This window comes from Bradyrhizobium sp. AUGA SZCCT0176 (genome assembly GCF_018130145.1).
GTDB lineage: Bacteria > Pseudomonadota > Alphaproteobacteria > Rhizobiales > Xanthobacteraceae > Bradyrhizobium.
This window is the reverse complement of the sequence record NZ_JAFCMB010000002.1, coordinates 225,186-246,393: the sequence shown is the minus strand read 5'-3', so window position 1 is coordinate 246,393 and position 21,208 is coordinate 225,186. Positions and strand designations below refer to the sequence as shown.

Annotated in this window: 22 protein-coding genes; 16 read left to right on the top strand and 6 right to left on the bottom strand. The window is 61.9% G+C overall.

What is annotated here, in order from left to right; all coding sequences use genetic code 11:
- Window positions 1-39: 39 nt before the first annotated feature.
- From JQ600_RS06210 to JQ600_RS06185, 6 genes are all read right to left on the bottom strand, one after another.
- Window positions 40-720 (bottom strand): site-2 protease family protein, encoded by a 681-nt coding sequence (locus JQ600_RS06210; RefSeq protein WP_212388797.1) that lies wholly within the window; start codon window positions 718-720, stop codon window positions 40-42.
- Window positions 721-772: 52 nt separating this feature from the next.
- Window positions 773-1,171 (bottom strand): GFA family protein, encoded by a 399-nt coding sequence (locus JQ600_RS06205; protein ID WP_212388796.1) that lies wholly within the window; start codon window positions 1,169-1,171, stop codon window positions 773-775.
- 1 nt (window position 1,172) lies between these two features.
- Window positions 1,173-1,919 (bottom strand): SDR family NAD(P)-dependent oxidoreductase, encoded by a 747-nt coding sequence (locus tag JQ600_RS06200; protein ID WP_212388794.1) that lies wholly within the window; start codon window positions 1,917-1,919, stop codon window positions 1,173-1,175.
- 26 nt (window positions 1,920-1,945) lie between these two features.
- Window positions 1,946-2,677, bottom strand: a complete 732-nt coding sequence (locus tag JQ600_RS06195) for an SDR family oxidoreductase (RefSeq protein ID WP_212270313.1) — start codon at window positions 2,675-2,677, stop codon at window positions 1,946-1,948.
- Between the two features lie 119 nt (window positions 2,678-2,796).
- Complete coding sequence (locus JQ600_RS06190) at window positions 2,797-4,617, bottom strand: IlvD/Edd family dehydratase (protein WP_212388793.1); 1,821 nt, start codon at window positions 4,615-4,617, stop codon at window positions 2,797-2,799.
- Between the two features lie 195 nt (window positions 4,618-4,812).
- Window positions 4,813-5,844 (bottom strand): LacI family DNA-binding transcriptional regulator, encoded by a 1,032-nt coding sequence (locus JQ600_RS06185; RefSeq protein WP_212388792.1) that lies wholly within the window; start codon window positions 5,842-5,844, stop codon window positions 4,813-4,815.
- 198 nt (window positions 5,845-6,042) lie between these two features.
- Between JQ600_RS06185 and JQ600_RS06180 the strand changes: the two genes are divergently transcribed.
- The 16 genes from JQ600_RS06180 to JQ600_RS06105 all read left to right on the top strand — a co-directional run bounded on the left by JQ600_RS06180 (window position 6,043) and on the right by JQ600_RS06105 (window position 21,206).
- Entirely contained in the window at window positions 6,043-7,110 is a 1,068-nt protein-coding gene (locus JQ600_RS06180) for an ABC transporter ATP-binding protein (RefSeq protein ID WP_212034178.1), read from the top strand.
- Window positions 7,111-7,150: 40 nt separating this feature from the next.
- The gene (locus JQ600_RS06175; RefSeq protein WP_212270310.1) at window positions 7,151-8,470 is read left to right on the top strand and encodes an ABC transporter substrate-binding protein; all 1,320 of its coding nucleotides are present in this window, start codon (window positions 7,151-7,153) and stop codon (window positions 8,468-8,470) included.
- A 104-nt stretch (window positions 8,471-8,574) separates the two neighbouring features.
- Window positions 8,575-9,534, top strand: coding sequence for a carbohydrate ABC transporter permease (locus JQ600_RS06170; RefSeq protein WP_212270309.1), 960 nt, complete (start codon window positions 8,575-8,577; stop codon window positions 9,532-9,534).
- The gene (locus tag JQ600_RS06165) at window positions 9,527-10,462 is read left to right on the top strand and encodes a carbohydrate ABC transporter permease (protein ID WP_212270308.1); all 936 of its coding nucleotides are present in this window, start codon (window positions 9,527-9,529) and stop codon (window positions 10,460-10,462) included. Before JQ600_RS06170 ends, JQ600_RS06165 begins: the two co-directional genes overlap by 8 nt.
- A 205-nt stretch (window positions 10,463-10,667) precedes the next feature.
- Window positions 10,668-11,651, top strand: a complete 984-nt coding sequence (gene denD / locus JQ600_RS06160) for a D-erythronate dehydrogenase (protein ID WP_212388791.1) — start codon at window positions 10,668-10,670, stop codon at window positions 11,649-11,651.
- Window positions 11,652-11,798: 147 nt separating this feature from the next.
- Window positions 11,799-12,701 carry a sugar kinase gene (locus JQ600_RS06155; protein ID WP_212388790.1) on the top strand — a complete coding sequence of 301 codons (903 nt, stop codon included), beginning with the start codon at window positions 11,799-11,801 and terminating at the stop codon, window positions 12,699-12,701.
- Between the two features lie 45 nt (window positions 12,702-12,746).
- Entirely contained in the window at window positions 12,747-13,397 is a 651-nt protein-coding gene (gene eda, locus JQ600_RS06150) for a bifunctional 4-hydroxy-2-oxoglutarate aldolase/2-dehydro-3-deoxy-phosphogluconate aldolase (RefSeq protein ID WP_312010970.1), read from the top strand.
- Between the two features lie 55 nt (window positions 13,398-13,452).
- Entirely contained in the window at window positions 13,453-14,622 is a 1,170-nt protein-coding gene (locus JQ600_RS06145) for an acetyl-CoA acetyltransferase (protein ID WP_212388788.1), read from the top strand.
- A 245-nt stretch (window positions 14,623-14,867) separates the two neighbouring features.
- Window positions 14,868-16,070: a CaiB/BaiF CoA-transferase family protein gene (locus JQ600_RS06140; RefSeq protein ID WP_212388787.1), complete on the top strand. Its 1,203-nt coding sequence runs from the start codon at window positions 14,868-14,870 to the stop codon at window positions 16,068-16,070.
- Window positions 16,071-16,081: 11 nt separating this feature from the next.
- On the top strand, window positions 16,082-17,248 hold the full coding sequence (locus tag JQ600_RS06135) for an acyl-CoA dehydrogenase family protein (protein WP_192739714.1): 1,167 nt from the start codon (window positions 16,082-16,084) through the stop codon (window positions 17,246-17,248).
- A gap of 145 nt (window positions 17,249-17,393) precedes the next feature.
- A complete protein-coding gene (locus tag JQ600_RS06130) occupies window positions 17,394-18,530 on the top strand; it encodes a thiolase family protein (RefSeq protein WP_212388786.1) in 1,137 nt (378 codons plus the stop codon).
- Window positions 18,527-18,877 (top strand): Zn-ribbon domain-containing OB-fold protein, encoded by a 351-nt coding sequence (locus tag JQ600_RS06125; RefSeq protein WP_212489745.1) that lies wholly within the window; start codon window positions 18,527-18,529, stop codon window positions 18,875-18,877. Before JQ600_RS06130 ends, JQ600_RS06125 begins: the two co-directional genes overlap by 4 nt.
- Window positions 18,878-19,187: 310 nt before the next feature.
- Complete coding sequence (locus tag JQ600_RS06120) at window positions 19,188-19,430, top strand: hypothetical protein (RefSeq protein WP_212388783.1); 243 nt, start codon at window positions 19,188-19,190, stop codon at window positions 19,428-19,430.
- A 3-nt stretch (window positions 19,431-19,433) separates the two neighbouring features.
- Entirely contained in the window at window positions 19,434-19,961 is a 528-nt protein-coding gene (locus JQ600_RS06115) for a carboxymuconolactone decarboxylase family protein (protein WP_212388781.1), read from the top strand.
- A gap of 12 nt (window positions 19,962-19,973) precedes the next feature.
- Window positions 19,974-20,426 (top strand): nuclear transport factor 2 family protein, encoded by a 453-nt coding sequence (locus tag JQ600_RS06110; protein WP_192739710.1) that lies wholly within the window; start codon window positions 19,974-19,976, stop codon window positions 20,424-20,426.
- Between the two features lie 60 nt (window positions 20,427-20,486).
- On the top strand, window positions 20,487-21,206 hold the full coding sequence (locus tag JQ600_RS06105) for a class I SAM-dependent methyltransferase (RefSeq protein ID WP_212388779.1): 720 nt from the start codon (window positions 20,487-20,489) through the stop codon (window positions 21,204-21,206).
- The last annotated feature ends 2 nt before the right edge of the window (window positions 21,207-21,208 follow it).

The window sequence follows — 21,208 nt, the reverse complement described above, 5'->3', positions numbered from 1 at the left end:
AAGCCAACTCCTCCTTGTCCGGCGTTCTCTATCTCAGGTTTAAGCGTTGCCTGTGATAAAGAGAAGCGCGCGGATCACATAGCCGGTCAGTGTCCGCAGTATTGCCGAAATAACATCAAGATTTAGGCCGAGCTGGCTGCCCAGGATCGGCAGCAGGATCAGCAGGCCGATCAGGATCAGCATGCCATAGGGTTCCAGCCGCGACAGCGGGTAAGCCAGCACCCGCGGCAGTAGCCCCACCGCGACCCTTCCGCCATCCAGCGGCGGGATCGGCAGCATGTTGAAGATCGCCAGCACGATGTTGATCAGGAACGCATTTTTGAGGTTGTCCGCGGTCCATTGCGCCGCATTCGCGGGCACCAGGGGCATGATATGGAAGGCAAGGGCCACCAACACGGCCAGGACGATGTTGGTGGCCGGGCCCGCCAGCGCCACCCAGACCATGTCGAGCCGGGGATGGTTCAAATTGCGGAAATTCACCGGCACGGGCTTGGCGTAGCCGAACAGGAACGGCGAATGCGAAAGCAGCAGCAATCCGGGGAGAATGACGGTCCCGAACGGGTCGACATGCTTGAAGGGGTTGAGGCTGACCCGGCCGAGTTGCCAGGCCGTGTTGTCGCCGAGGCGATAGGCGGCAAAGGCGTGGGCGGCCTCATGCAGGGTGATGGCGAGCAGGACCGGCAGTACCCAGACCGATACGGCGTACAATGAGATGTTCAATCGATCGGCCCCGATTCACGCGCTGTGCTGGGCTCAGCCTAGCACGTCGGCGTCACTGGGGAACCGTCTCCTGGTATTGCGGTAGGCCGTCGTCGAGCCGTACCCAATCGATCTTTTCCGAGACCCAGATGTGCTCGGTCGGCGCAAAGGTGTTGCGGTCGTCGAAGGCGGCAAGCGCGACGCCAACCACCGTGCCGTTGGTCCGCCGGGAAAACAGCCGGGTGCCGCAGGCCTTGCAGAACATCCGGTCGAGTGCGTCCGAGGATAAATAACCCGCCGTGTCGCCCTCGACCGTCAGCGCGCGCTGGTCGAACAGCGCGCGGGCAAAGAACGGTGATCCCATCGACTTCTGGCAGTTGCGGCAGTGGCAGATCCGGATATTGACCGGCTCGCCGTCGGTCTTGAACCGGACCGCGCCGCACAGGCATCCGCCTTCCCGGATCGTGCCCATTTCAATACGTCGCCCGGCCGCCGGAGATGTCGAACACCGCGCCGGTCGAGAACGCGCAGTCTTCTGACGCCAGCCAGGCCACCATCGCGGCGAGTTCTTCCACCAGCACGAAGCGGGCCTTCGGGATTTTCGACAGCATGAAGTCGATATGCTGCTGCGTCAGCTGGTCGAAGATCGCGGTCTTGGCGGCGGCCGGCGTCACGGCGTTGACCAGGATGTCGTGCGCCGCCAGTTCCTTGCCGAGCGATTTCGTCAGCGCGATCAGGCCGGCCTTGGACGCCGAATAATGCGCGGCGTTGGGATTGCCTTCCTTGCCGGCAATCGAGGCGATGTTGATGATGCGGCCGTATTTGTTGGCGAGCATCGCCGGCACCACGGCCTTGCAGCAGATGAAGGGGCCGTCGAGATTGATGCGCATCACCTTGCGCCATTCGTCGAGGTCGGTTTCCCACACCGTCTTGTTGATACCGGCGATGCCGGCATTGTTGACCAGGATGTCGATCTTGCCGAACGCCTTCAGCGTCGCATCGCGGGAGTCTTCGACGGCGGCGAGGTCGGAGACGTCGACCTTGAACGCGGTGACATTCTCGCCGATCTCCTTCGCGGTTTTTTCCGCAAACGGCAGGTCATGGTCCCAGATCGCCACCTTGGCGCCGGACGCCACAAAGCGTTCGGCGATCGCGCGCCCAAAACCCTGCGCGCCACCGGTAACGATCGCGCAGCGGCCGTTCAGATCGATCTTGTTCATGCTGGAATCCCTTGATCGCGTGGCCGTTAGAGCATGTAGCCGCCATCGACGACGAGGTCGACGCCGGTGGTGAATGCGCTTTCGTCGCTCCCAAGATAGATCGCCATGGCCGCGATTTCCTCTGCGGTACCCAGTCGGCCCATCTTCTGGCGGGCAACGAACTTCTCGCGTCCATCCGGGCCAGCGGCGGCCGCGCGATCGAGCATCGAAGGCGTCTCCACGGTGCCGGGGCAGATGCTGTTGCAACGGATGCCCTGATTGATGAAGTCGAGCGCTACCGCGCGCGTGAGCAGCGAAACCGCCGCCTTGGACGCACTATAGACATAACGGTTGGCCGGTGGCCGGAGCGCTGCGCAGGACGAGATGTTGACGATGCTGCCGCCGCCGCCTGCGATCATGGCTGGCAGAAACGCCTTGATGGTCCGGTGCATCGATTTGACGTTGAGGTCGAACGAGAAATCCCAATCTTCTTCGGAACACTCCATGATGGTTCCGTGGTGCACGAAGCCCGCCGCATTGAGCAAGATGTCGATCTTTCCAACGCGCCTGGCGAAGGCGTCGACGTCGGCGGTGCTGCGAACGTCGAGCCGAGCCGTCTCGGCGACGCCTTCCTTGCCCAGCGTGGCGATGCCGCTTTCATTGATGTCGGTGGCGATGACAGTGGCGCCTTCACGCGCGAATGCTATTGCACAGGCACGCCCGATGCCCGCCGCCGCCGCGGTGACGACAGCGCGCTTTCCCTTCAGTCGATCAGACATCTTCTTCTTCCTTTGAACCTTAGCGAATTATCTTCGGTGTCATACGCGGGCTTGACCCGCGTATCCATCTTCTCAAGAGGGATGGATTGCCGGGTCAAGCCCGGCAATGACATTGCAGCCTAATGATTATCCCGCGCCACACCGACTGTGCCGGCGATATCCTGATAGCGCGTGGCGAGTTCCATGCAGGCGCCGGTGGCCTGCTGGCCGACGGTCGAGCGATAGAGTTCCTGCCACGGCGTCTGGTGCGCCGGGTATTTGAAGCCGCCGCCCGCCTTGAGGTCGGCGTGACGCTGCTTCAGTTCCGCATCCGAAATGAGGATGTTCGCCGAGCCCTTGTTGAGGTCGATGCGGACCTTGTCGCCGGTCTTCAAGATCGCGAGTCCGCCACTGGCGGCGGCTTCCGGCGAGGCATTAAGGATCGATGGCGAGCCCGAGGTGCCGGATTGCCGGCCGTCGCCGATGCAGGGCAGGGCCAGGATGCCGCGTTTGATCAGCGCCGCCGGCGGCTGCATGTTCACGACTTCGGCGCCGCCGGGATAACCGATCGGGCCGGCGCCGCGGATGAACAGCACGCAGTGCTCGTCGATATTGAGCGAGGGATCGTCGATCCGGTCGTGATAGTCCTCCGGGCCCTCGAACACGATGGCGCGGCCCTCGAATGCGTTCAGGTCCTTGGCGTTGCTGAGATAGCGGTCGCGGAATTCCTTGGAGATCACGCTGGTCTTCATGATCGCGGAATCGAACAGATTGCCGCGCAACACCAGGAAGCCGGCCTCCTTGACCAGCGGCTTGTCGTAGCTCCAGATCACGTCGCCGTCGGGTTTTGTCGCCTCGCTGCAATTCTCGCCCATGGTGCGGCCGTTGACCGTTTTGACGGCTTCATGGATTTTCTTGTGCGCCATCAATTCGCGAACCACCGTCGGCACTCCGCCAGCGCGGTGAAATTCCTCGCCAAGATAGAAGCCGGCCGGCTGCAGGTTCACCAGCATCGGGATTTCGTGGCCGTGTTTCTGCCAGTCATCGATCGAGAGCTCGACGCCGATGTGGCGCGCCAGCGCGTTGATGTGGATCGGCGCGTTGGTCGAGCCGCCGATCGCCGAGTTCACCACGATGCAGTTCTCGAACGCCTCACGGGTCAGGATGTCGGACGGTTTGAGGTCCTCCCAGACCATCTCGACGATCCGCTTTCCGGTCTCGTAGGCGATCTGGCCGCGCTCGCGGTAGGGAGCGGGAATCGCCGCGCAGCCCGGCAGCGACATGCCGAGCGCCTCGGCCAGCGAGTTCATGGTCGAGGCCGTGCCCATGGTGTTGCAATGGCCGACCGACGGCGCGGAGGAGGACACGATCTCGATGAATTCGTTGTAGTCGATCTCGCCGGCGGCAAGCCGTTCGCGTTGCTTCCAGACGATGGTGCCGGATCCGGTGCGCTCACCGTTGAACCAGCCGTTCAGCATCGGGCCGCCCGACAGCACGATAGCTGGCAGATTGACGGTCGCTGCCGCCATCAGGCAGGCCGGGGTGGTCTTGTCGCAGCCGGTGGTCAGCACCACGCCATCGAGCGGGTAGCCGAACAGAATTTCGACGAGACCGAGATAGGCGAGGTTGCGATCGAGCGCCGCGGTCGGGCGCTTGCCGGTTTCCTGGATCGGATGCACCGGGAATTCCATCGCAATGCCGCCGGCCATACGGATGCCCTCGCGCACCCGGTGCGCCAGTTCGAGATGGTGGCGGTTGCAGGGCGACAGATCATTACCGGTCTGCGCGATACCGATGATCGGCTTGCCGGACTGCAATTCTTCCCGGGTCAGGCCGTAATTCAGATAGCGCTCCAGATAGAGCGCGGTCATCCCCGGATTGTGCGGGTTGTTAAACCACTCGAGGGAGCGAAGCTTCCGTCCCTTGCCATTGCTGGCACCATTATTGTCATTTTTTTTCATTGGTTCCTCCCGCACTGCAAACTGCTTAGGGCGGCTCAAATCACGGCAGCGGTTTCCACCATGCTCAAAATTTCATCCGCTGCAAACGCGGCCGCGCATCCAATTCCTGACTCTCTTGTTCGATCCTAGTTCGCGCCAAAAGACAGCGCTACCATTTTCTGTGCAACCCTGCATGAGCCCTGTGACACAAGGCTTTCAAGCCGTCTGCGGCGTCGAACTTTCGCGGATCATGAGTTGAAAACCAAGGTCGAGGACCGGTTCCCGCGGCCGGCGGCCCTCGATCGCGTCGATCACCATGGTGATGGCGTGACGGCCCATCTCGTAGCGATTGGTCCGCACGCTGGTGAGCGAGGGGACGGCGGAGGCCATGAATTCCAGATCGTTGAAGCCGACAATCGCCATCTCGCCGGGAACCGATATCTGGCGGCGCTGGCATTCGAACAGCACGCCGAGCGCAAGGTCGTCATTGACGCAGAACACCGCGTCGATATCAGGCGTCTTCGCAATGAGATCGGCGAACAGCGTACCGCCAAGCGTCACGGTGGTCGGCACCGTCGTTGTGACGACGAGGTTTGGATCGAACAGCGAGGCCGCCTTCATGGCGTCGCGATAGCCGTCGAACCGCCGCTGGACGCGGGGATCCATCCGCGCGCCGAGGAAGCCGATGCGCCGGCGCCCTTGCTCGAGAATATGCGAAATAGCCGCAAAACCGGCGTCGTAATGCGAAAAGCCGATCATCATGTCGACCGGGCTGTCCCCGATCTCCATGATCTGCGCGACCGGGCAATCCATGGTCTCCAGGATGACGCGGGATTCCGCGGTCTGGTTGATGCCGGTCACGATCAATCCGGCCGGCTTCTGCGCCCGGAACAGCCGCAGCATCTTCTCTTCCTGCAGGATGCTGTAGCGCGTATTGGTCAACTGGATGCTGTAGCGGCTCAGCTCGGTCGAATCGTAAATGCCACGCAAGACGTCGGCGAACACGCTGTTGGTCAAAGACGGAATGACGACGCCGATGACTTCGGTGCGATGCGAGGCCAGCGCGCGCGCCGCCAGATTGGGCACATAGCCCAGTTCCTTCACGGCGCTGTCGACGCGTTCGCGTTTGGCGAGCGACAGCGCATCCGGGTTTCTGAAGAAGCGGGATGCGGTGATTGGCGACACGCCAGCCAGCTTGGCGACCTCGGTGAGGCGGATTTTGCCAGACTTCGTCGGTTTTCGTGCCATTCCGCGCTCTTACCATAAGAAACCAGACAAATGAACAATTATTGACAGCGCTACCATCGCATTGCTAAAAACCGCCAAACTGCGGATGATAATGCTTGGCTGAATTCGGCTGGATGGCATTAGAGTCGAACAAGACAGCGTGGCGCCGGCCTCCGTCCGATGGCGTCAGAAAACAGAAAATGAGGGGAGAGAAGTCCGATGTCGTCGGTACAGATTCGCGACGTGCGAAAGTCGTTCGGTAATTTTGAGGTTTTGCACGGCGTTTCGATTCCGATCGAGGACGGCGAGTTCGTCGTGCTCGTCGGCCCCTCCGGTTGCGGCAAGTCGACCTTGCTGCGGATGCTCGCGGGCCTGGAAAACATCACCTCAGGCACGATTTCGATCGGCGACAAGGTGGTCAACAATGTCCAGCCGAAAGAGCGCGACATTGCGATGGTGTTCCAGAATTATGCGCTCTATCCGCATATGACGGTCGCCGACAATATGGGCTTCTCGCTCAAGCTGCGCGGCGCCAAGCCTGAGGAAATCTCCAACGGCGTCAAGCGCGCCGCGGAAATCCTGGCGCTGACCCCATTGCTCGAGCGTTATCCCCGGCAGTTGTCCGGCGGACAGCGTCAGCGCGTCGCGATGGGCCGCGCCATCGTGCGCGATCCGCAAGTGTTCCTGTTCGATGAGCCGCTGTCCAACCTCGACGCCAAGCTGCGGGTTGCGATGCGCACCGAAATCAAGGAACTGCATCAGCGCCTGCGCACCACGACGGTCTACGTCACCCACGACCAGATCGAAGCCATGACCATGGCCGACAAGATCGTGGTGATGCATGACGGCATCGTCGAGCAGATGGGCACGCCGCTCGAACTGTACGACACGCCGGCCAACCAGTTCGTGGCGGGCTTTATCGGTTCGCCGGCGATGAACTTCCTCAAAGGCAAGGTGAAGTCGAACGGCAGCGCCGGGTTCGAAGGCCCGAACGGTGTCAAGCTGCCGCTGATGTCGGCGCCCGCCAACTCCGAAGGCAAGCCGGCGGTCTACGGCGTCCGGCCCGAGCATTTCACCATCGCTGATGACGGCGCCGAAGCCGAGATCGTGGTGGTCGAACCGACCGGCTCGGAAACCCAGGTCTTCGCCAAGCTCGGCGGCGAACAGGTCGTCGCAGTGTTCCGCGAGCGACATCAATTCAATCCGGGCGACAAGATCCGGCTGAAGCCGGATCCTGCGCTCGTCCATCTGTTTGACGAGACCACAGGAAAGCGACTGAACGCCTAAAAAACATAATCAAAATCAAATTCACAGGGGAGGATCTACGATGCACGATTTTACTCGCCGCTCGCTGCTTCAAGGCGGCACTGCGCTGGCCGCGGCTGGCGCGCTGACCGGGCCTGCACTGCTGGATTTCGCCAAGGCCTGGGCGCAAGCCTCGCCTTGGAAGGCGGAGCCGGGCGCCAAGCTGACGGTGATGCGCTGGAAGCGTTTCGTGCCGGCGGAAGACGACGCGTTCAACGCCATGGTCGCCGCCTTCAAAGCCGCGACCGGCACCGAGATGAACGTGTTCAGCGAGTCCTTCGAGGACGTGCAGCCGAAGGCGTCCGTCGCTGCGAACACCGGCTCCGGACTCGATGTCGTCTGGGGCCTGCATACGCTGCCGCAACTGTTCCCGACGCAGGTGATGCCACTGAACGACGTCGCCGACTATCTCGGCAAGAAATACGGCGGGTGGACCGAAGCGGCGGCTGTTACCTGTAAGCAGGGTGACAACTGGCTGGGTATCCCGGTCGCCACCATTGGCGGCTACATGACTTACCGAAAGTCTGCCGTGGACAAAGCGGGCTTCAGCGAGTTTCCCAAGGACTTTCCCGGCTTCCTTGAACTGTGCAAGGCGCTCAAGAAAAACAATACCCCGGCGGGCTTCGCGCTTGGCCATGCGACCGGCGACGCCAACGGCTGGCTGCACTGGATCCTTTGGGGTCACGGCGCCTATACCGTCGACAAGAGTGACAAGGTGATCATCAACTCGCCGGAGACCCTGAAGGCGCTGGAATACACCAAAGCGCTTTCGGATACTTTCATTCCGGGCGCCGCGTCGTGGAACGATGGTTCCAATAACAAGGCGTTCCTTTCGGGCGAACTTTATGTCACCGCCAACGGCATCTCGATCTACGTCGCGGCCAAGGATGACCCGACCAAGAAAGAGCTCACTGAGGACACCTACCACGCGCTGTATCCGGTCGGTCCGATTGGCAAGCCAACCGAACTGCAGCTGTGTGTCCCGATCCTTGCGTTCAAGTTCACCAAGTACCCGAACGCTGCGAAGGCCTTCATCGCCTTCATGCTGGAGAAGGAAAACTACGACAAGTGGTTGTCCGGCGCGCGCGGTTATCTGACCCACACGCTCAACGCTTATGACTCGTCGCCGGTGTGGACGGCAGACCCGAAGAATGCGGTGTTCGCCCAGGCCAGCAAGCGCGCGCTCCCTGCGTCCGGCATCGGTACGCCCGGCGAGAAGGCGGCGACCGCGATCGCCGACTTCCTGGTGGTCGACATGTTCGCGAACTATTGCACCGGCCGTGAGACCGCCGCCGGTGCGATTGCGATCGCCGAACGGCAGCTGAAGCGCATCTATCGCTGATGACAACAGCTACGGGCGGCACGCAATGCCGCCCGTAGTTGCCGGATGCTTCGCTATCGAGGACGAGACGGCACCACGGCCGTTACACTTGCGGGATTTTGCCAATGGCTGACATCGCCCTCCAACCCCGGACTGCCAGACGGCCGATTCGCGAGGCGTCGAGGTGGGACCTGATCAAGGCCAACCGCAACTATCTCGGCTTCTGGTTCATGCTACCCGCAATGGTGTTCCTGGTTCTCTTCCTGGCTTATCCGCTGGGGCTGGGAATCTGGATTTCGTTCACCGACGCACGCATCGGCAGGCCCGGCGCGTTCGTCGGGCTGGAAAACTATGAGTGGCTGTGGGGCGACTCGATCTTCTGGCTGTCGGTATTCAACACGCTGCTCTACACATCCGTCGCCAGTGTCATCAAGTTCGCGATCGGTCTTTATCTCGCGCTGCTGCTGAACGAGAACATGCCGTTCAAGGCGATGCTGCGAGCCCTGGTGCTGATCCCCTTCATCGTGCCGACGGTGCTGTCTGCACTGGCGTTCTGGTGGATCTTCGATTCGCAGTTCTCGATCATTTCCTGGTCGCTGAAGCAGATGGGATTGATCACCGACAATATCAATTTCCTCGGCGATGTGACCTGGGCGCGGATCTGCGTGATCTTCGCCAACATCTGGCGCGGCGTTCCCTTCGTTGCGATCACGCTGCTGGCCGGCCTGCAGACGGTCTCGCCGTCGCTTTACGAAGCCGCGACGCTCGATGGCGCGACCAGCTGGCAGCGGTTCCGGTTCATCACCTATCCGCTGCTGACGCCGATCATTGCCGTCGTGATGACCTTCTCGGTGCTGTTCACGTTCACCGATTTCCAGTTGATCTGGGCGATGACGCGCGGCGGTCCGGTCAATGCCACGCACTTGATGGCGACGCTGTCCTATCAGCGGGCGATCATCGGCGGCGTTCTCGGTGAGGGGGCCGCGATCTCGAATGCGATGATTCCGTTCCTGCTGGCGGCGATCATGGTCTCCTGGTTCGGACTGCAGCGCCGCAAGTGGCAGCAAGGTGAAAACAATGACTGATCTGCCCACACAGAGGCTCGACCTCAAAGGGGTGTTGTCGGGATCGGCGCGAACCGCGGCTGCCGACGATCACACCGTCGGCATGAGCTATCTGGAGTCGCTGCCGCGGCGCCTGGTGACGCTTTATCTGCCGCTCGGGATCATCGTCGTTGTGCTGTTGTTCCCGTTCTACTGGATGGCGCTCACCGCCATCAAGCCGGACGAGCAGTTGCTCGACCTCAACACGTACAACCCGTTCTGGACCTGGAACCCGACGTTCAAACACATCCACAAGCTGCTGTTCGGAAGCTACTATCCGCTTTGGCTGTGGAACACGATGTATGTGGCGGTCTGCTCGACCGTGCTGTCGATCTTCGCCAGCGTGCTGGCGGCCTACGCCATCGTGCGACTGCGCTATCGCGGCGCGCAATGGGTTGGCGGGCTGATCTTCCTGTCCTATCTGGTGCCGCCCTCGATCCTGTTCATTCCGCTCGCCACCGTGGTGTTCCAGTATGGTCTGTTCGACACGCCGTTCGCGCTGATCCTGACCTATCCGACCATCCTGATCCCGTTCTCGACCTGGCTGTTGATGGGCTATTTCAAGACCATCCCGTTCGAGCTGGAAGAGTGCGCGCTGATCGACGGCGCCAGCCGGTGGCAGATCCTGACCAAGATCGTGCTGCCGCTGGCGATCCCGGGATTGATCTCGGCCTTCATCTTCTGCTTCACGCTGTGCTGGAACGAGTTCATCTACGCGCTGACCTTCCTGACTTCGGTGCAGAACAAGACGGTGCCGGTGGCGATCGTCAACGAGTTCGTCGATGGCGACGTCTACCGCTGGGGATCGCTGATGGCCGGCGCGCTGGCGGGTTCGCTGCCGCTGGTTATCCTTTACGCCTTCTTCGTCGAGCATTATGTGTCGGCCATGACGGGAGCCGTGAAAGAGTGATCGCGCAGGCCCGAAGCAAGAAATAACAAAAGCCATCGCTGTCGTCCCTGCCTAGGGCGCAATTGCGCTCCGGAGCAGGGACCCATAACCACCGGCAGCAATTGTTGAAACGAAGTCGTCAACCATTTCGTCTCAGTCACATCGGCCGGGGTGTATGGGTCCCGGCTCGAGGCCGGGACGACCAAAAATGAAGAAGGAGTAGGTCTTGCACATTCTTATTCTGGGTGCCGCCGGCATGGTCGGCCGCAAGCTGACCGAGCAGCTGCTGCGCGACGGCCGCCTCGGCAAGCAAGACATCACCCGCATGACGCTGCAGGACGTGGTGGCGCCCACCAAGCCGGCCAGCTCGATCCCGGTCAACGTCGTTGCCTCCGATTTTGCCGATGCCGGTGCTGCCGGGCCGCTGATCGCCGAGCGGCCTGACATGATCTTCCATCTCGCCGCCATCGTGTCTGGCGAGGCGGAGGCCGAATTCGACAAGGGCTACCGGATCAATCTCGACGGCACGCGGCATTTGATCGACGCGATCCGTGCGATCGGCGGCGGCTACAAGCCGCGGCTGGTATTCACGTCCTCGATCGCCGTGTTCGGCGCGCCGTTCCCCGAAAAGATCGGCGACGAGTTCTTCCATACGCCGCTGACGAGCTACGGCACCCAGAAGTCGATCTGCGAACTCCTGATCAACGACTACACCCGCAAAGGCCTGCTCGACGGCATCAGCATACGCCTGCCGACGATCTGCGTGCGGCCGGGCAAGCCGAACAAGGCGGCGTCTGGATTCTTCTCCAACATCATCCGCGAGCCGCTGGCGGGCGAGGAGGCGGTGCTGCCGGTGACCGAAGACGTGCGCCATTGGCACGCTTCGCCGAAATCGGCGGTCGGCTTTCTCATGCACGCCGGCACCATGGACCTCAACGCCATGGGCGCGCGGCGCAATCTCAGCATGCCCGGGATGTCGGTGACCGTCGGTGAACAGATCGCCGCCCTCGACCGTGTCGCCGGCAAGAACGTCACCGCGCGCATCAAGCGGGTGCCCGATCCGACCATCATCAGCATCGTCAGCGGCTGGCCGCGCGATTTCGTCACCGACCGCGCGCTCAAGCTCGGCTTCACCACGGCCGAGAAGACTTTTGATGACATCATCCGGATTCACATCGCAGATGAACTCGGCGGCAAATTCGCCGGCTAAAGCATGATCCGGAAAAGTGGAAACCGGTTTTCCCTCGACAAACGCGAAGCGTTTGCTCGGAGATCATGCTCAAACAAAAGGATAGAGCGAGATGACGAAGTCATCTTGCTCTAGCGTGCGTTCCGGCGATCCCGTACAGATGCGGTCATGATCAGGGTAGCCTGTATCGGCGAATGCATGATCGAGCTGAAGCAGGCCGAGCACGGCCTGTTTTCGCGCGGCTATGGCGGCGACACGCTCAATACCGCCGTCTATCTGGCCCGGCTTGGTGCCGGCACCGACTACATCACGGCACTCGGCGACGATACGCTGAGCGATGAAATGATCGCGGGCTGGGAGGCCGAGGGTGTTGGCACGGCGCGGGTGTCCCGGCTATCGGGCAAATTGCCGGGCCTCTACATGATCCAGACCGACGACAAAGGCGAGCGTCGTTTCTTTCACTGGCGCGAGAGCGCCGCCGCGCGCAGCCTGATGGATTTGCCGGAGACGGCGGATATCCTGAATTCACTGGCGAGTTACGACATCGTTTATCTCTCGGCGATCACGCTATCGCTCTACAATGACGTTGGCCGGGCGCGGTTGTTCTCGGGGATCAAGCGCGCCCGCGAAGCCGGGGCGCGGTTTGCCTTCGATACCAATTTTCGTGCCCGCGGCTGGCCCGACCTGAATGTGGCCCGCGCCGTCTATCAGGATGCATTCGATCTCGCCGATATCGTGTTGGCCTCGACCGAGGATTTGCTGCCGCTCTATCCCGGTGAAAGCCACGATGGCTTGCTGGCGCGCATTCCGGGCGGGGAGGTCGTGCTAAAACTTTCCGAACCCGCGAGCATCCTCCGTCTCGACGGCGCGTTGCATCGGACCCGGGCCGAGCCGCTGACGAAACCCGTCGTCGACACCACGGCGGCCGGCGACAGTTTTGCGGCTGCCTACATCGCCGCACGGCTTGCGGGTGCTGGGCCAGTTGAGGCCGCGCGGGCCGGGCATCGTCTTGCCGGCGTTGTGGTATGTCACCCCGGTGCGATTATCCCGCGCAACGCAATGCCGGCCTGATATCGTTGGCCACCAGCAACCTCTCGCAAGGCGTCCCTAATGAGCGTGAATGTAACAGCAAGGCAGGAAAAGCTCGCGGCTTTGGTGAAATCCGCCACCGTCATACCGGTGCTGACCATCGAGCGGCTGGAAGACGCGGTGCCGCTGGCCAGGGCGCTGGTTGCCGGGGGCGTGCGCATGCTGGAAGTGACGCTGCGCACGCCGGTAGCGATCGAGGCCGCCAAGGCCATGATTGCTGAGGTGCCGGACGCCATTGTGGGGATTGGCACCATCCTGAACGGCGATGATCTCAAGCGGACCGAGGCGCTCGGCGCCAAATTCGGCATTAGCCCCGGAGCGACGCCAGAACTGCTGAAGGCTGCTGCGGCCAGCGACCTGCCGTTTGCGCCGGGTATCGCGACCGCGTCCGAACTGATGCAGGCGCTGGCGCACGGTTTTGACCTCGTCAAATTCTTTCCGGCGGAACAGTCCGGCGGTATCAAGGCACTGCGTGCGCTCGCAGGTCCGTTCCCGAACATCAGGGTTTGCCCGACCGGCGGCATTGGCGAGGCCAATGCCGCGGCGTGGCTGGCCGAACCGAATGTGCTGGCCGTGGGCGGTTCCTGGCTCTGCCCGGCGGCGGATATACGGTCCGGCAACTGGGCCGGCATTTCAGCCATGTGCGCGCGGGCGATGAAAACGCTGAAACCGGCGTGAAGTATTTTTTCCGATAGGGTACAAAACCGTCCGAACCGGAACAGGGAGAACGACCATGACAGCCAGCATCGTGGGATGGGCGCACACGCCATTCGGCAAATTCGACGCGGAGACCGTTGAAAGCCTGGTGGTGAAGGTAGCGACCGACGCAATGGCCGATGCCGGCATTTCCGCTGAAGACGTCGATGAAATCGTGCTCGGCCATTTCAACGCCGGCTTCTCGCCGCAGGATTTTACCGCCTCGCTGGTGCTGCAGGCCGACCCCAAATTGCGCTTCAAGCCGACCACGCGGGTCGAGAACGCCTGCGCCACCGGTTCGGCCGCAGTGCATCAGGGCATCCGGGCGATCGCCGCGGGCGCGGCCAAGATCGTGCTGGTGGTCGGCGTCGAGCAGATGACGCGCACACCGGGCCCGGAGATCGGCAAGTACCTGCTTAAGGCGTCGTATCTGCCCGAGGATGGCGACACCGTCGGCGGTTTCGCCGGGGTGTTCGGCAAGATCGCGCAGAGCTATTTCCAGAAATATGGCGACCAGTCCGATGCGCTGGCGATGATCGCGGCGAAGAACCACAAGAACGGCGTTGCCAACCCCTATGCGCAGATGCGCAAGGACTTTGGCTATGAGTTCTGCCGCGCCGAGAGTGAGAAGAACCCGTTCGTCGCGGGGCCCCTGAAGCGGACCGATTGCTCGCTGGTGTCGGATGGCGCAGCAGCGCTGGTGCTGACGGATTCGGAGACCGCAAAGACCATGGGCAAGGCGGTGAATTTCCGCGCCACCGCGCACGCGCAGGATTTTCTGCCGATGTCCAAGCGCGACATCCTGCAGTTTGAAGGTTGCACGGTCGCCTGGCAGCGCGCGCTGCAGCAGGCCGGCGTTAGCCTTTCCGACTTGTCGTTCGTCGAAACCCATGACTGCTTCACCGTCGCTGAGCTGATCGAATATGAAGCGATGGGCCTGACGCCGCGCGGGCAGGGCGCCCGTGCCATCAAGGAAGGCTGGACACAGAAGGACGGCAAGCTGCCGGTCAATCCGTCCGGCGGGTTGAAGGCGAAGGGCCATCCGATCGGCGCCACCGGCGTCTCCATGCATGTGATGAGCGCGATGCAACTGGTCGGCCAGGCGCCCGAGGGCATGCAGCTGAAGTATCCAAAACTCGCGGGCATCTTCAACATGGGTGGCGCCGCGGTGGCGAACTACGTTTCAGTGTTGGAGCCGGCGAAGTAAGACGGTAAATTCCGTGTCGTCCCGGCGCAGGCCGGGACCCATAACCACCGTCGTTCGTTGTTTTGCCGAGCCGTAGGCTCCGTCTTTCGACTGCAACTTCACGGCGTATGGGTCCCGGCCTGCGCCGGGACGACGCGGAGTATTGAGCTTCGCCACGCATACGCCCATACCCCTGACGCCCTTGCTCTTCGTTTCACCCTGCCGTTACTAGATGGGGAATAACCACATCCGGGAGCGAATTGGGCATGGGACCGCTAAAAGGCATCAAGGTCGTCGACATGACGTCCGTGCTGATGGGGCCCTTTGCCACCCAGACGCTCGGCGATTACGGCGCCGACATCATCAAGGTGGAATCGCATGATGGCGACGTCACGCGGCAGATCGGGCCAACGCGGCATCCAGGCATGGGGCCGGTGTTCCTCAACACCAACCGCAACAAGCGCAGCATCTGCCTTGACCTGAAGAAGCCGGCCGGGCGCGACGCCGTGCTGCGGCTGATCGCGAAGGCCGACGTGCTGGTCTACAACGTGCGCCCGCAGGCGATGGCGCGGCTGCAGCTCGGCTACGACGTGGTCTCGAAAATCAACCCGCGTTTGATTTATGCCGGCGTGTTCGGCTTCGGTCAGGACGGGCCTTATGCAGCCAAACCCGCCTATGACGATCTGATCCAGGGCGCCACCGCGCTGCCGGCGTTGATGGCACAGACCGGCGACGGCGTGCCGCGTTATGTTCCCAATGCCCTGGTCGACCGCATCGTCGGGCTCACCGCGGTCGGCGCGATCTGCGCCAGTCTTGTGGATCGCGACCGCACGGGCCGCGGCCAGCGCGTCGACATCCCCATGTTCGAGACCATGGCGAGCTTTGTGATGGGCGACCACATGGGCGGGCTCACCTATGAGCCGCCGCTCGACAAGGGCGGCTACGCCCGGCATCTGTCGCCGGACCGGCGGCCCTACAAGACGTCCGACGGCTACATCTGCGTGATCGTCTACAACGACAAGCAGTGGGAGAATTTCTTCCATGCCACCGGCCGCGACGATTTGCGCAGCAATCCGAAGTTCGCAACCTTTGCCGGCCGCGCCACCAATATCGACACCGTCTATGCCGAACTGGCGCGCATCCTTGAGACCAAGAGCACGGCCGAGTGGACCGCCATCCTCGAGAAGGCCGACGTGCCTGTCATGCCGATGCATGACCTCGAAAGCCTGCTGCAGGACCCGCACATAACAGCGACTGATTTCGCTCCCGTGATCGATCATCCGACCGAGGGACGGATTCGCAACATGCGGTCGTCGGCGCGGTGGTCGGAGACACCGGTGGAGATGACGCGATTGGCACCGCGCCTGAGCGAGCACAGCGCCGAGATTTTGCAGGAAGCAGGCTTCTCGGTCGACGAGATTGCCGCCCTGGTTCGCGACGGCGTCACCAAGGCCGTATCAAACACCTGAGGACTGAGACCATGGATTTCGCGCTGTCGGCCAACCAGGAATCGATCCGCGACGCGATCGGGAAAATCTGTTCGCGCTTTGACGACGCCTATTGGCTGAAGAAGGACAAGGAAGGCGGCTATCCCGCCGATTTCCACCGCGCGCTGGCCGATGCCGGCTGGCTCGGCATCTGCATTCCCGAGGAATATGGCGGCTCAGGGCTCGGCATCACCGATGCCGCGATCATGATGCGCACGATTTCGGAGTCCGGCGCCGGCATGTCGGGCGCGTCGGCGGTGCACATGAACGTGTTCGGGCTCAATCCCGTGGTCGTGTTCGGCACCAAGGAACAATGCACGCGCATGCTGCCGCCGATCATCGACGGCCGCGACAAATCCTGCTTTGCGGTGACCGAGCCCAACACCGGGCTCAACACCACGCAGCTGAAAACCCGCGCTGTGCGCAAGGGCGACAAATACATCGTCAACGGCCAGAAGGTCTGGATCTCGACCGCCCAGGTCGCCAACAAGATCCTGCTGCTGGCGCGCACCACGCCGCTGGAAGAGGTGAAGACGCCGACGCAGGGCTTGAGCCTGTTCTATACGGATTTCGACAAGCAGCGCGTCGCCGTGCACGAAATCGAGAAGATGGGCCGCAAGCCTGTCGATTCCAACGAATTGTTCTTCGAGAATTTTGAAATCCCGGTCGAGGATCGGCTCGGCGAGGAAGGCCGCGGCTTCGAATATATCCTGCACGGCATGAATCCCGAGCGCATCCTGATCGCAGCCGAAGCCGTCGGCCTCGGCCAGGTCGCGCTGTCGCGCGCGTCGGCCTATGCCAAAAACCGCATCGTGTTCAATCGTCCGATCGGCATGAACCAGGGCATCCAGCACCCGCTCGCCAAGAACTGGATGGAGCTGGAAGCCGCATGGCTGATGGTGCTTTCCGCCGGCTGGCAATATGATCAGGGCATGCCGTGTGGCCCGGCGGCCAATGCCGCGAAATATCTGGCGGCCGAAGCCGGCTTCCATGCCTGCGAGCAGGCCGTCATGACCCATGGCGGCTTTGGTTACGCCAAGGAATATCACGTCGAGCGTTACTTGCGGGAATCCCTGATCCCGCGCATCGCCCCGATCAGCCCGCAGCTTATTCTCAGCTTTATCGCCGAGAAGGTGCTGGGGTTGCCGAAGTCGTATTGAGGATGGCCATACGATTACCCCACGTCGTCATTCCGGGATGCGCCGTAAGGCGCAGGCCCGGAATCCATTGGGCCACTTGCGACGGCGGCGAAATGGATTCCGGGCTCGCGCTTCGCGCGCCCCGGAATGACAATGGGGGACGACCATGAGCTTCATCACCGGTGTCGGACTGACGTCATACGGCAAGCACGAAGGCTCGTCCTCGCTCGATCTCATGAGCAAGGCAGCCGAGATGGCGATTGCCGATGCCGGGCTGAAGCGCTCGGAAATTGACGGCATCCTCTGCGGCTACAGCACGGTTTCGCCGCACATCATGCTGGCAACGGTGTTCGCCGAGCATTTCGGCATCCGGCCGTCCTACGCCCACGCCGTACAGGTCGGCGGTGCGACCGGGCTCGCGATGACCATGCTGGCGCATCACCTGGTCGATGCGGGAATCGTAAAACATGTGCTGGTGGTCGGCGGCGAAAATCGTCTCACCGGGCAGAGCCGTGACGCCTCGATTCAGGCGCTGGCGCAGGTCGGCCACCCCGACTATGAGGTGACGCTGGGGCCGACGATCCCGGCCTATTACGGCCTCGTTGCGTCGCGCTACATGCACGAATATGGCGTCACCCAGCAAGACCTCGCCGAATTCGCGGTGCTGATGCGCGCCCACGCGCTGACCCATCCCGGCGCCCAGTTCCATGAGGCGATCACGGTCGCCGACGTGATGGCGTCGAAGCCAGTGGCGATGCCGCTTAAGCTGCTCGACTGCTGCCCGGTGTCCGATGGTGGAGCGGCATTTGTGATCAGCCGCGAGCGCACAGGTTCAGCCGGCGTTAAGGTGCGTGGCGCCGCCCAGGCACATACCCATCAGCATGTCACCGCGGCACCAGCCTTGAGCGAGCTCGGCGCCGAGATTTCGATCGCGAAAGCCAAAGCCGCATCCGGCCTAACGATCTCCGACGTGCGCTATGCTGCCGTCTACGACAGTTTCACCATCACGCTGGCGATGCTGCTGGAGGACCTCGGCCTTGCCAAACGCGGCGAGGCGGCGGCAAAGGTGCGGGCAGGGTACTTCGGCCGCGACGGTGAGATGCCGCTCAACACCCATGGCGGTCTGCTGAGTTACGGCCATTGCGGCGTCGGCGGCGCGATGGCGCATCTGGTCGAAACCCATCTGCAGATGACGGGGCGCGCTGAAAATCGCCAGGTTCGAGATGCCTCGATCGCGCTATTGCACGGCGACGGCGGCGTGCTGTCGTCGCATGTCAGCATGTTCCTGGAGCGGGTGCGATGAACGCGGATTGGACCAAGGGCGGCGAGGGCATCGTCTACCAATCCTGCGCGGCTTGCGGGACGGTGCAATATTTCCGTCGCAGCTTTTGCGCGGCCTGTGGCGCGCCGGATCCGGCGGAGAAGTCCGCAAGTGGAGCAGGGACGGTCTACGCGACCTCGCTGGTATGCCGCGCCGCAACGCCGGAGACCCGCGCGCACGTTCCCTACAATATTTTGCTGGTCGATACGCCCGAAGGGTTTCGCATGATGGCCCATGGCGACCACGATCTGGCCATTGGCGATCAGGTCAGCGCGACCTATCAGCCATTTGCCGGGCGGCTGATTCCTTATTTCGCAAAGGCAAAATGAAGCATAGCGTTTTCGAGCGAAGCATGCCCTCGGACTTGATCCGGGGGTGGACACCGGTTCGCGTTAAGAAAACGCGTCAAAACAAAATGCAAAGCTCCGAAGCAATCCAGAGTGACGCGGAACGGATGTTTTCTGGATTGCTTCGTGACGCCTTTACTCACAAGCCGCGGTTTCACCGCGCGTAGAAGATGACGCTGGCGATGACGAGCATTGCCGTCACCGCCAGCATTTGCGCAAGCGCCTCCGAGGCCGCCCTCTTGGTGGCTTCCTTCATGCTTTCTCCCTAGACTTGGGCAAGACTCATCGCTGCGTGACAAGCACGCTGGACGGCCGTTTATTTTTACTCGGAACACCCCGCGACGATCGTTCGCTTCGATTGAGTCCCCACTCAGCGAACATCGACCGTACCAAGTTTGAACAGCAATGCGGCGGCATTTTGGCTCAGGCGCAGCCGGATTTTGCGCGCGTGGTGGCGATTTCCGAGCATAGTCTGGTTGATCCGCAGGGAACCGCAAGGCATGATCCGCCTGCAAAATCAAAGAAAACAAGGTGAGAAATGGCCCGTATCGAATACAGCGATCCCGCTAAACACAACGATCGTACCCGCGAAATCCTCGGCAAGAACCGCAATGCCAATATCTTCAGAATGATGGCGCATTCGCCGAGCTATTTCGAGCAATATTGCCGGCTGGGCGGCGCCATCAGGCACAAGGGTGAGCTTGATCCGGTCGTGCGCGAACTTGCCATCACCCGCACCGGCATCCTGTGCGAGGCGCCTTACGAGATCGTCGCGCACAAGCGTATCGGCAAGAACGTCGGCGTCAGCGACGAGCAGAACGAGGCGTTGGAAAACTGGCAGTCGGCCACATGTTTCAACGACGTGCAGCGTGCCGCGCTCGCCTTTACCGATGAAATCGTCAAGCTGCACAAGCCGACCGATGCGACCTTCAACGCCATTGCCTCGAAACTGACGCCGGCCGCGCTGATCGAGCTGCAGCTTTCGGTCGGCTTCTACATCATGACGTCGAAGTTTCTGGAAACCTTTGCCATCGACCTGCAGCCGGCGACCGAAGTGATTCCATAGGTGGGCGAGAGTATGACTGAAGAGGAACTCGATGCCTCGGTAAGCGTGGCCATCGCCCGGCTACATCAGGCGATGGCCAGAGTTGCCAATGGTGATGTGTCCGCGATCAAGGCGCTTTATTCGCACACCTCGGAAGCGACCAGCTTCTACGGCTGGGGCGGCTACGAGAAGGGATGGGAAGCGGTGTCTCGGCGGTGGGACTGGGCCGGCGCGAGGTTCAAGGGCGGAACCGTCCGTCACGAGAATATCTCCAAGGTCGTCACCCCTGCGATGTTCTACGTGACCGATATCGAGACCTTCGAAAACCAACGCGTCGCCGACGTCGAAGGCATCACCGGCTGGTCCAATCGGGTTACGCATATCTTTTGCCGCGAGGCCGGCGAATGGCGCCTCGTTCACCGCCACGGCAACCGGCTGGAATCGCAGCACGAGCCATCCACCAAACTTGGCGAAGTTGGCCGCTGAGGCGATGGTTTGCCGTCGGCTTCCATTCAATAACGACTGTGTTCGGATGCGGGTGCCCTCATGAGCAACGGATGGGAGCTTTCAGCGCAAGCCTGGATCGACTCCATGGGCGAGCGCGGAGATTGGGGCCGCGAGCACGTGCTCGATCCGGTCATACTCAGTCGCGTGGCGGCAGGCCGGTTCGAGCGTGCGCTGGATGTCGGCTGCGGTGAGGGCCGCTTCTGCAGGATGCTGAAGGCCGCCGGCATCGCAGCGACAGGGATCGATCCGACCCGTCAACTGCTCGAGGTAGCAAGGCAGCGCGATCCATCCGGTGACTACCGGTCCGGCAATGCCGAGCAGCTTGAATTCGAGGCGGCCAGTTTCGATCTCGTTGTCAGCTACCTCACGCTGATCGATATCGTCGATTTCAGAACGGCGATCAACGAGATGGCCAGGGTTCTGAAACCCGGCGGCTCGCTGCTGATCGCAAATCTCACCGGCTTCACGTCGGCCGCTGCCGATCGGGGGTGGGTGAAAGATGCCGAAGGACGCCATCTTCACTTTCCCGTCGATCGTTACCTCGAAGAGTTTCCATTCTGGTTCGAATGGGCGGGAATACGCATCCAGAACTGGCACCGGCCGCTTGCCGCCTACATGACGGCCTTTCTCGAAAGCGGTCTGCATCTGACGTTTTTCGCGGAGCCCGGACCCGTATCCGGCGAGGCCGCGCATCAGGAACGTGCCCGGCGGGTGCCCTGGTTCGTCGTGATGGAGTGGCAGCGGCCTTCCGTGGGATGATT

Coding starts and splice junctions, on each gene's coding strand:
- JQ600_RS06195 (WP_212270313.1), bottom strand. CDS start 2,677: ATGTCTGATCGACTGAAGGGAAAGCGCGCTGTCGTCACCGCGGCGGCG.
- JQ600_RS06105 (WP_212388779.1), top strand. CDS start 20,487: ATGAGCAACGGATGGGAGCTTTCAGCGCAAGCCTGGATCGACTCCATG.
- JQ600_RS06185 (WP_212388792.1), bottom strand. CDS start 5,844: ATGGCACGAAAACCGACGAAGTCTGGCAAAATCCGCCTCACCGAGGTC.
- JQ600_RS06130 (WP_212388786.1), top strand. CDS start 17,394: ATGAGCTTCATCACCGGTGTCGGACTGACGTCATACGGCAAGCACGAA.
- JQ600_RS06175 (WP_212270310.1), top strand. CDS start 7,151: ATGCACGATTTTACTCGCCGCTCGCTGCTTCAAGGCGGCACTGCGCTG.
- JQ600_RS06170 (WP_212270309.1), top strand. CDS start 8,575: ATGGCTGACATCGCCCTCCAACCCCGGACTGCCAGACGGCCGATTCGC.
- JQ600_RS06155 (WP_212388790.1), top strand. CDS start 11,799: ATGATCAGGGTAGCCTGTATCGGCGAATGCATGATCGAGCTGAAGCAG.
- JQ600_RS06145 (WP_212388788.1), top strand. CDS start 13,453: ATGACAGCCAGCATCGTGGGATGGGCGCACACGCCATTCGGCAAATTC.
- JQ600_RS06115 (WP_212388781.1), top strand. CDS start 19,434: ATGGCCCGTATCGAATACAGCGATCCCGCTAAACACAACGATCGTACC.
- JQ600_RS06165 (WP_212270308.1), top strand. CDS start 9,527: ATGACTGATCTGCCCACACAGAGGCTCGACCTCAAAGGGGTGTTGTCG.
- JQ600_RS06110 (WP_192739710.1), top strand. CDS start 19,974: ATGACTGAAGAGGAACTCGATGCCTCGGTAAGCGTGGCCATCGCCCGG.
- JQ600_RS06135 (WP_192739714.1), top strand. CDS start 16,082: ATGGATTTCGCGCTGTCGGCCAACCAGGAATCGATCCGCGACGCGATC.
- JQ600_RS06140 (WP_212388787.1), top strand. CDS start 14,868: ATGGGACCGCTAAAAGGCATCAAGGTCGTCGACATGACGTCCGTGCTG.
- JQ600_RS06180 (WP_212034178.1), top strand. CDS start 6,043: ATGTCGTCGGTACAGATTCGCGACGTGCGAAAGTCGTTCGGTAATTTT.
- JQ600_RS06205 (WP_212388796.1), bottom strand. CDS start 1,171: ATGGGCACGATCCGGGAAGGCGGATGCCTGTGCGGCGCGGTCCGGTTC.
- JQ600_RS06190 (WP_212388793.1), bottom strand. CDS start 4,617: ATGAAAAAAAATGACAATAATGGTGCCAGCAATGGCAAGGGACGGAAG.
- JQ600_RS06125 (WP_212489745.1), top strand. CDS start 18,527: ATGAACGCGGATTGGACCAAGGGCGGCGAGGGCATCGTCTACCAATCC.
- JQ600_RS06200 (WP_212388794.1), bottom strand. CDS start 1,919: ATGAACAAGATCGATCTGAACGGCCGCTGCGCGATCGTTACCGGTGGC.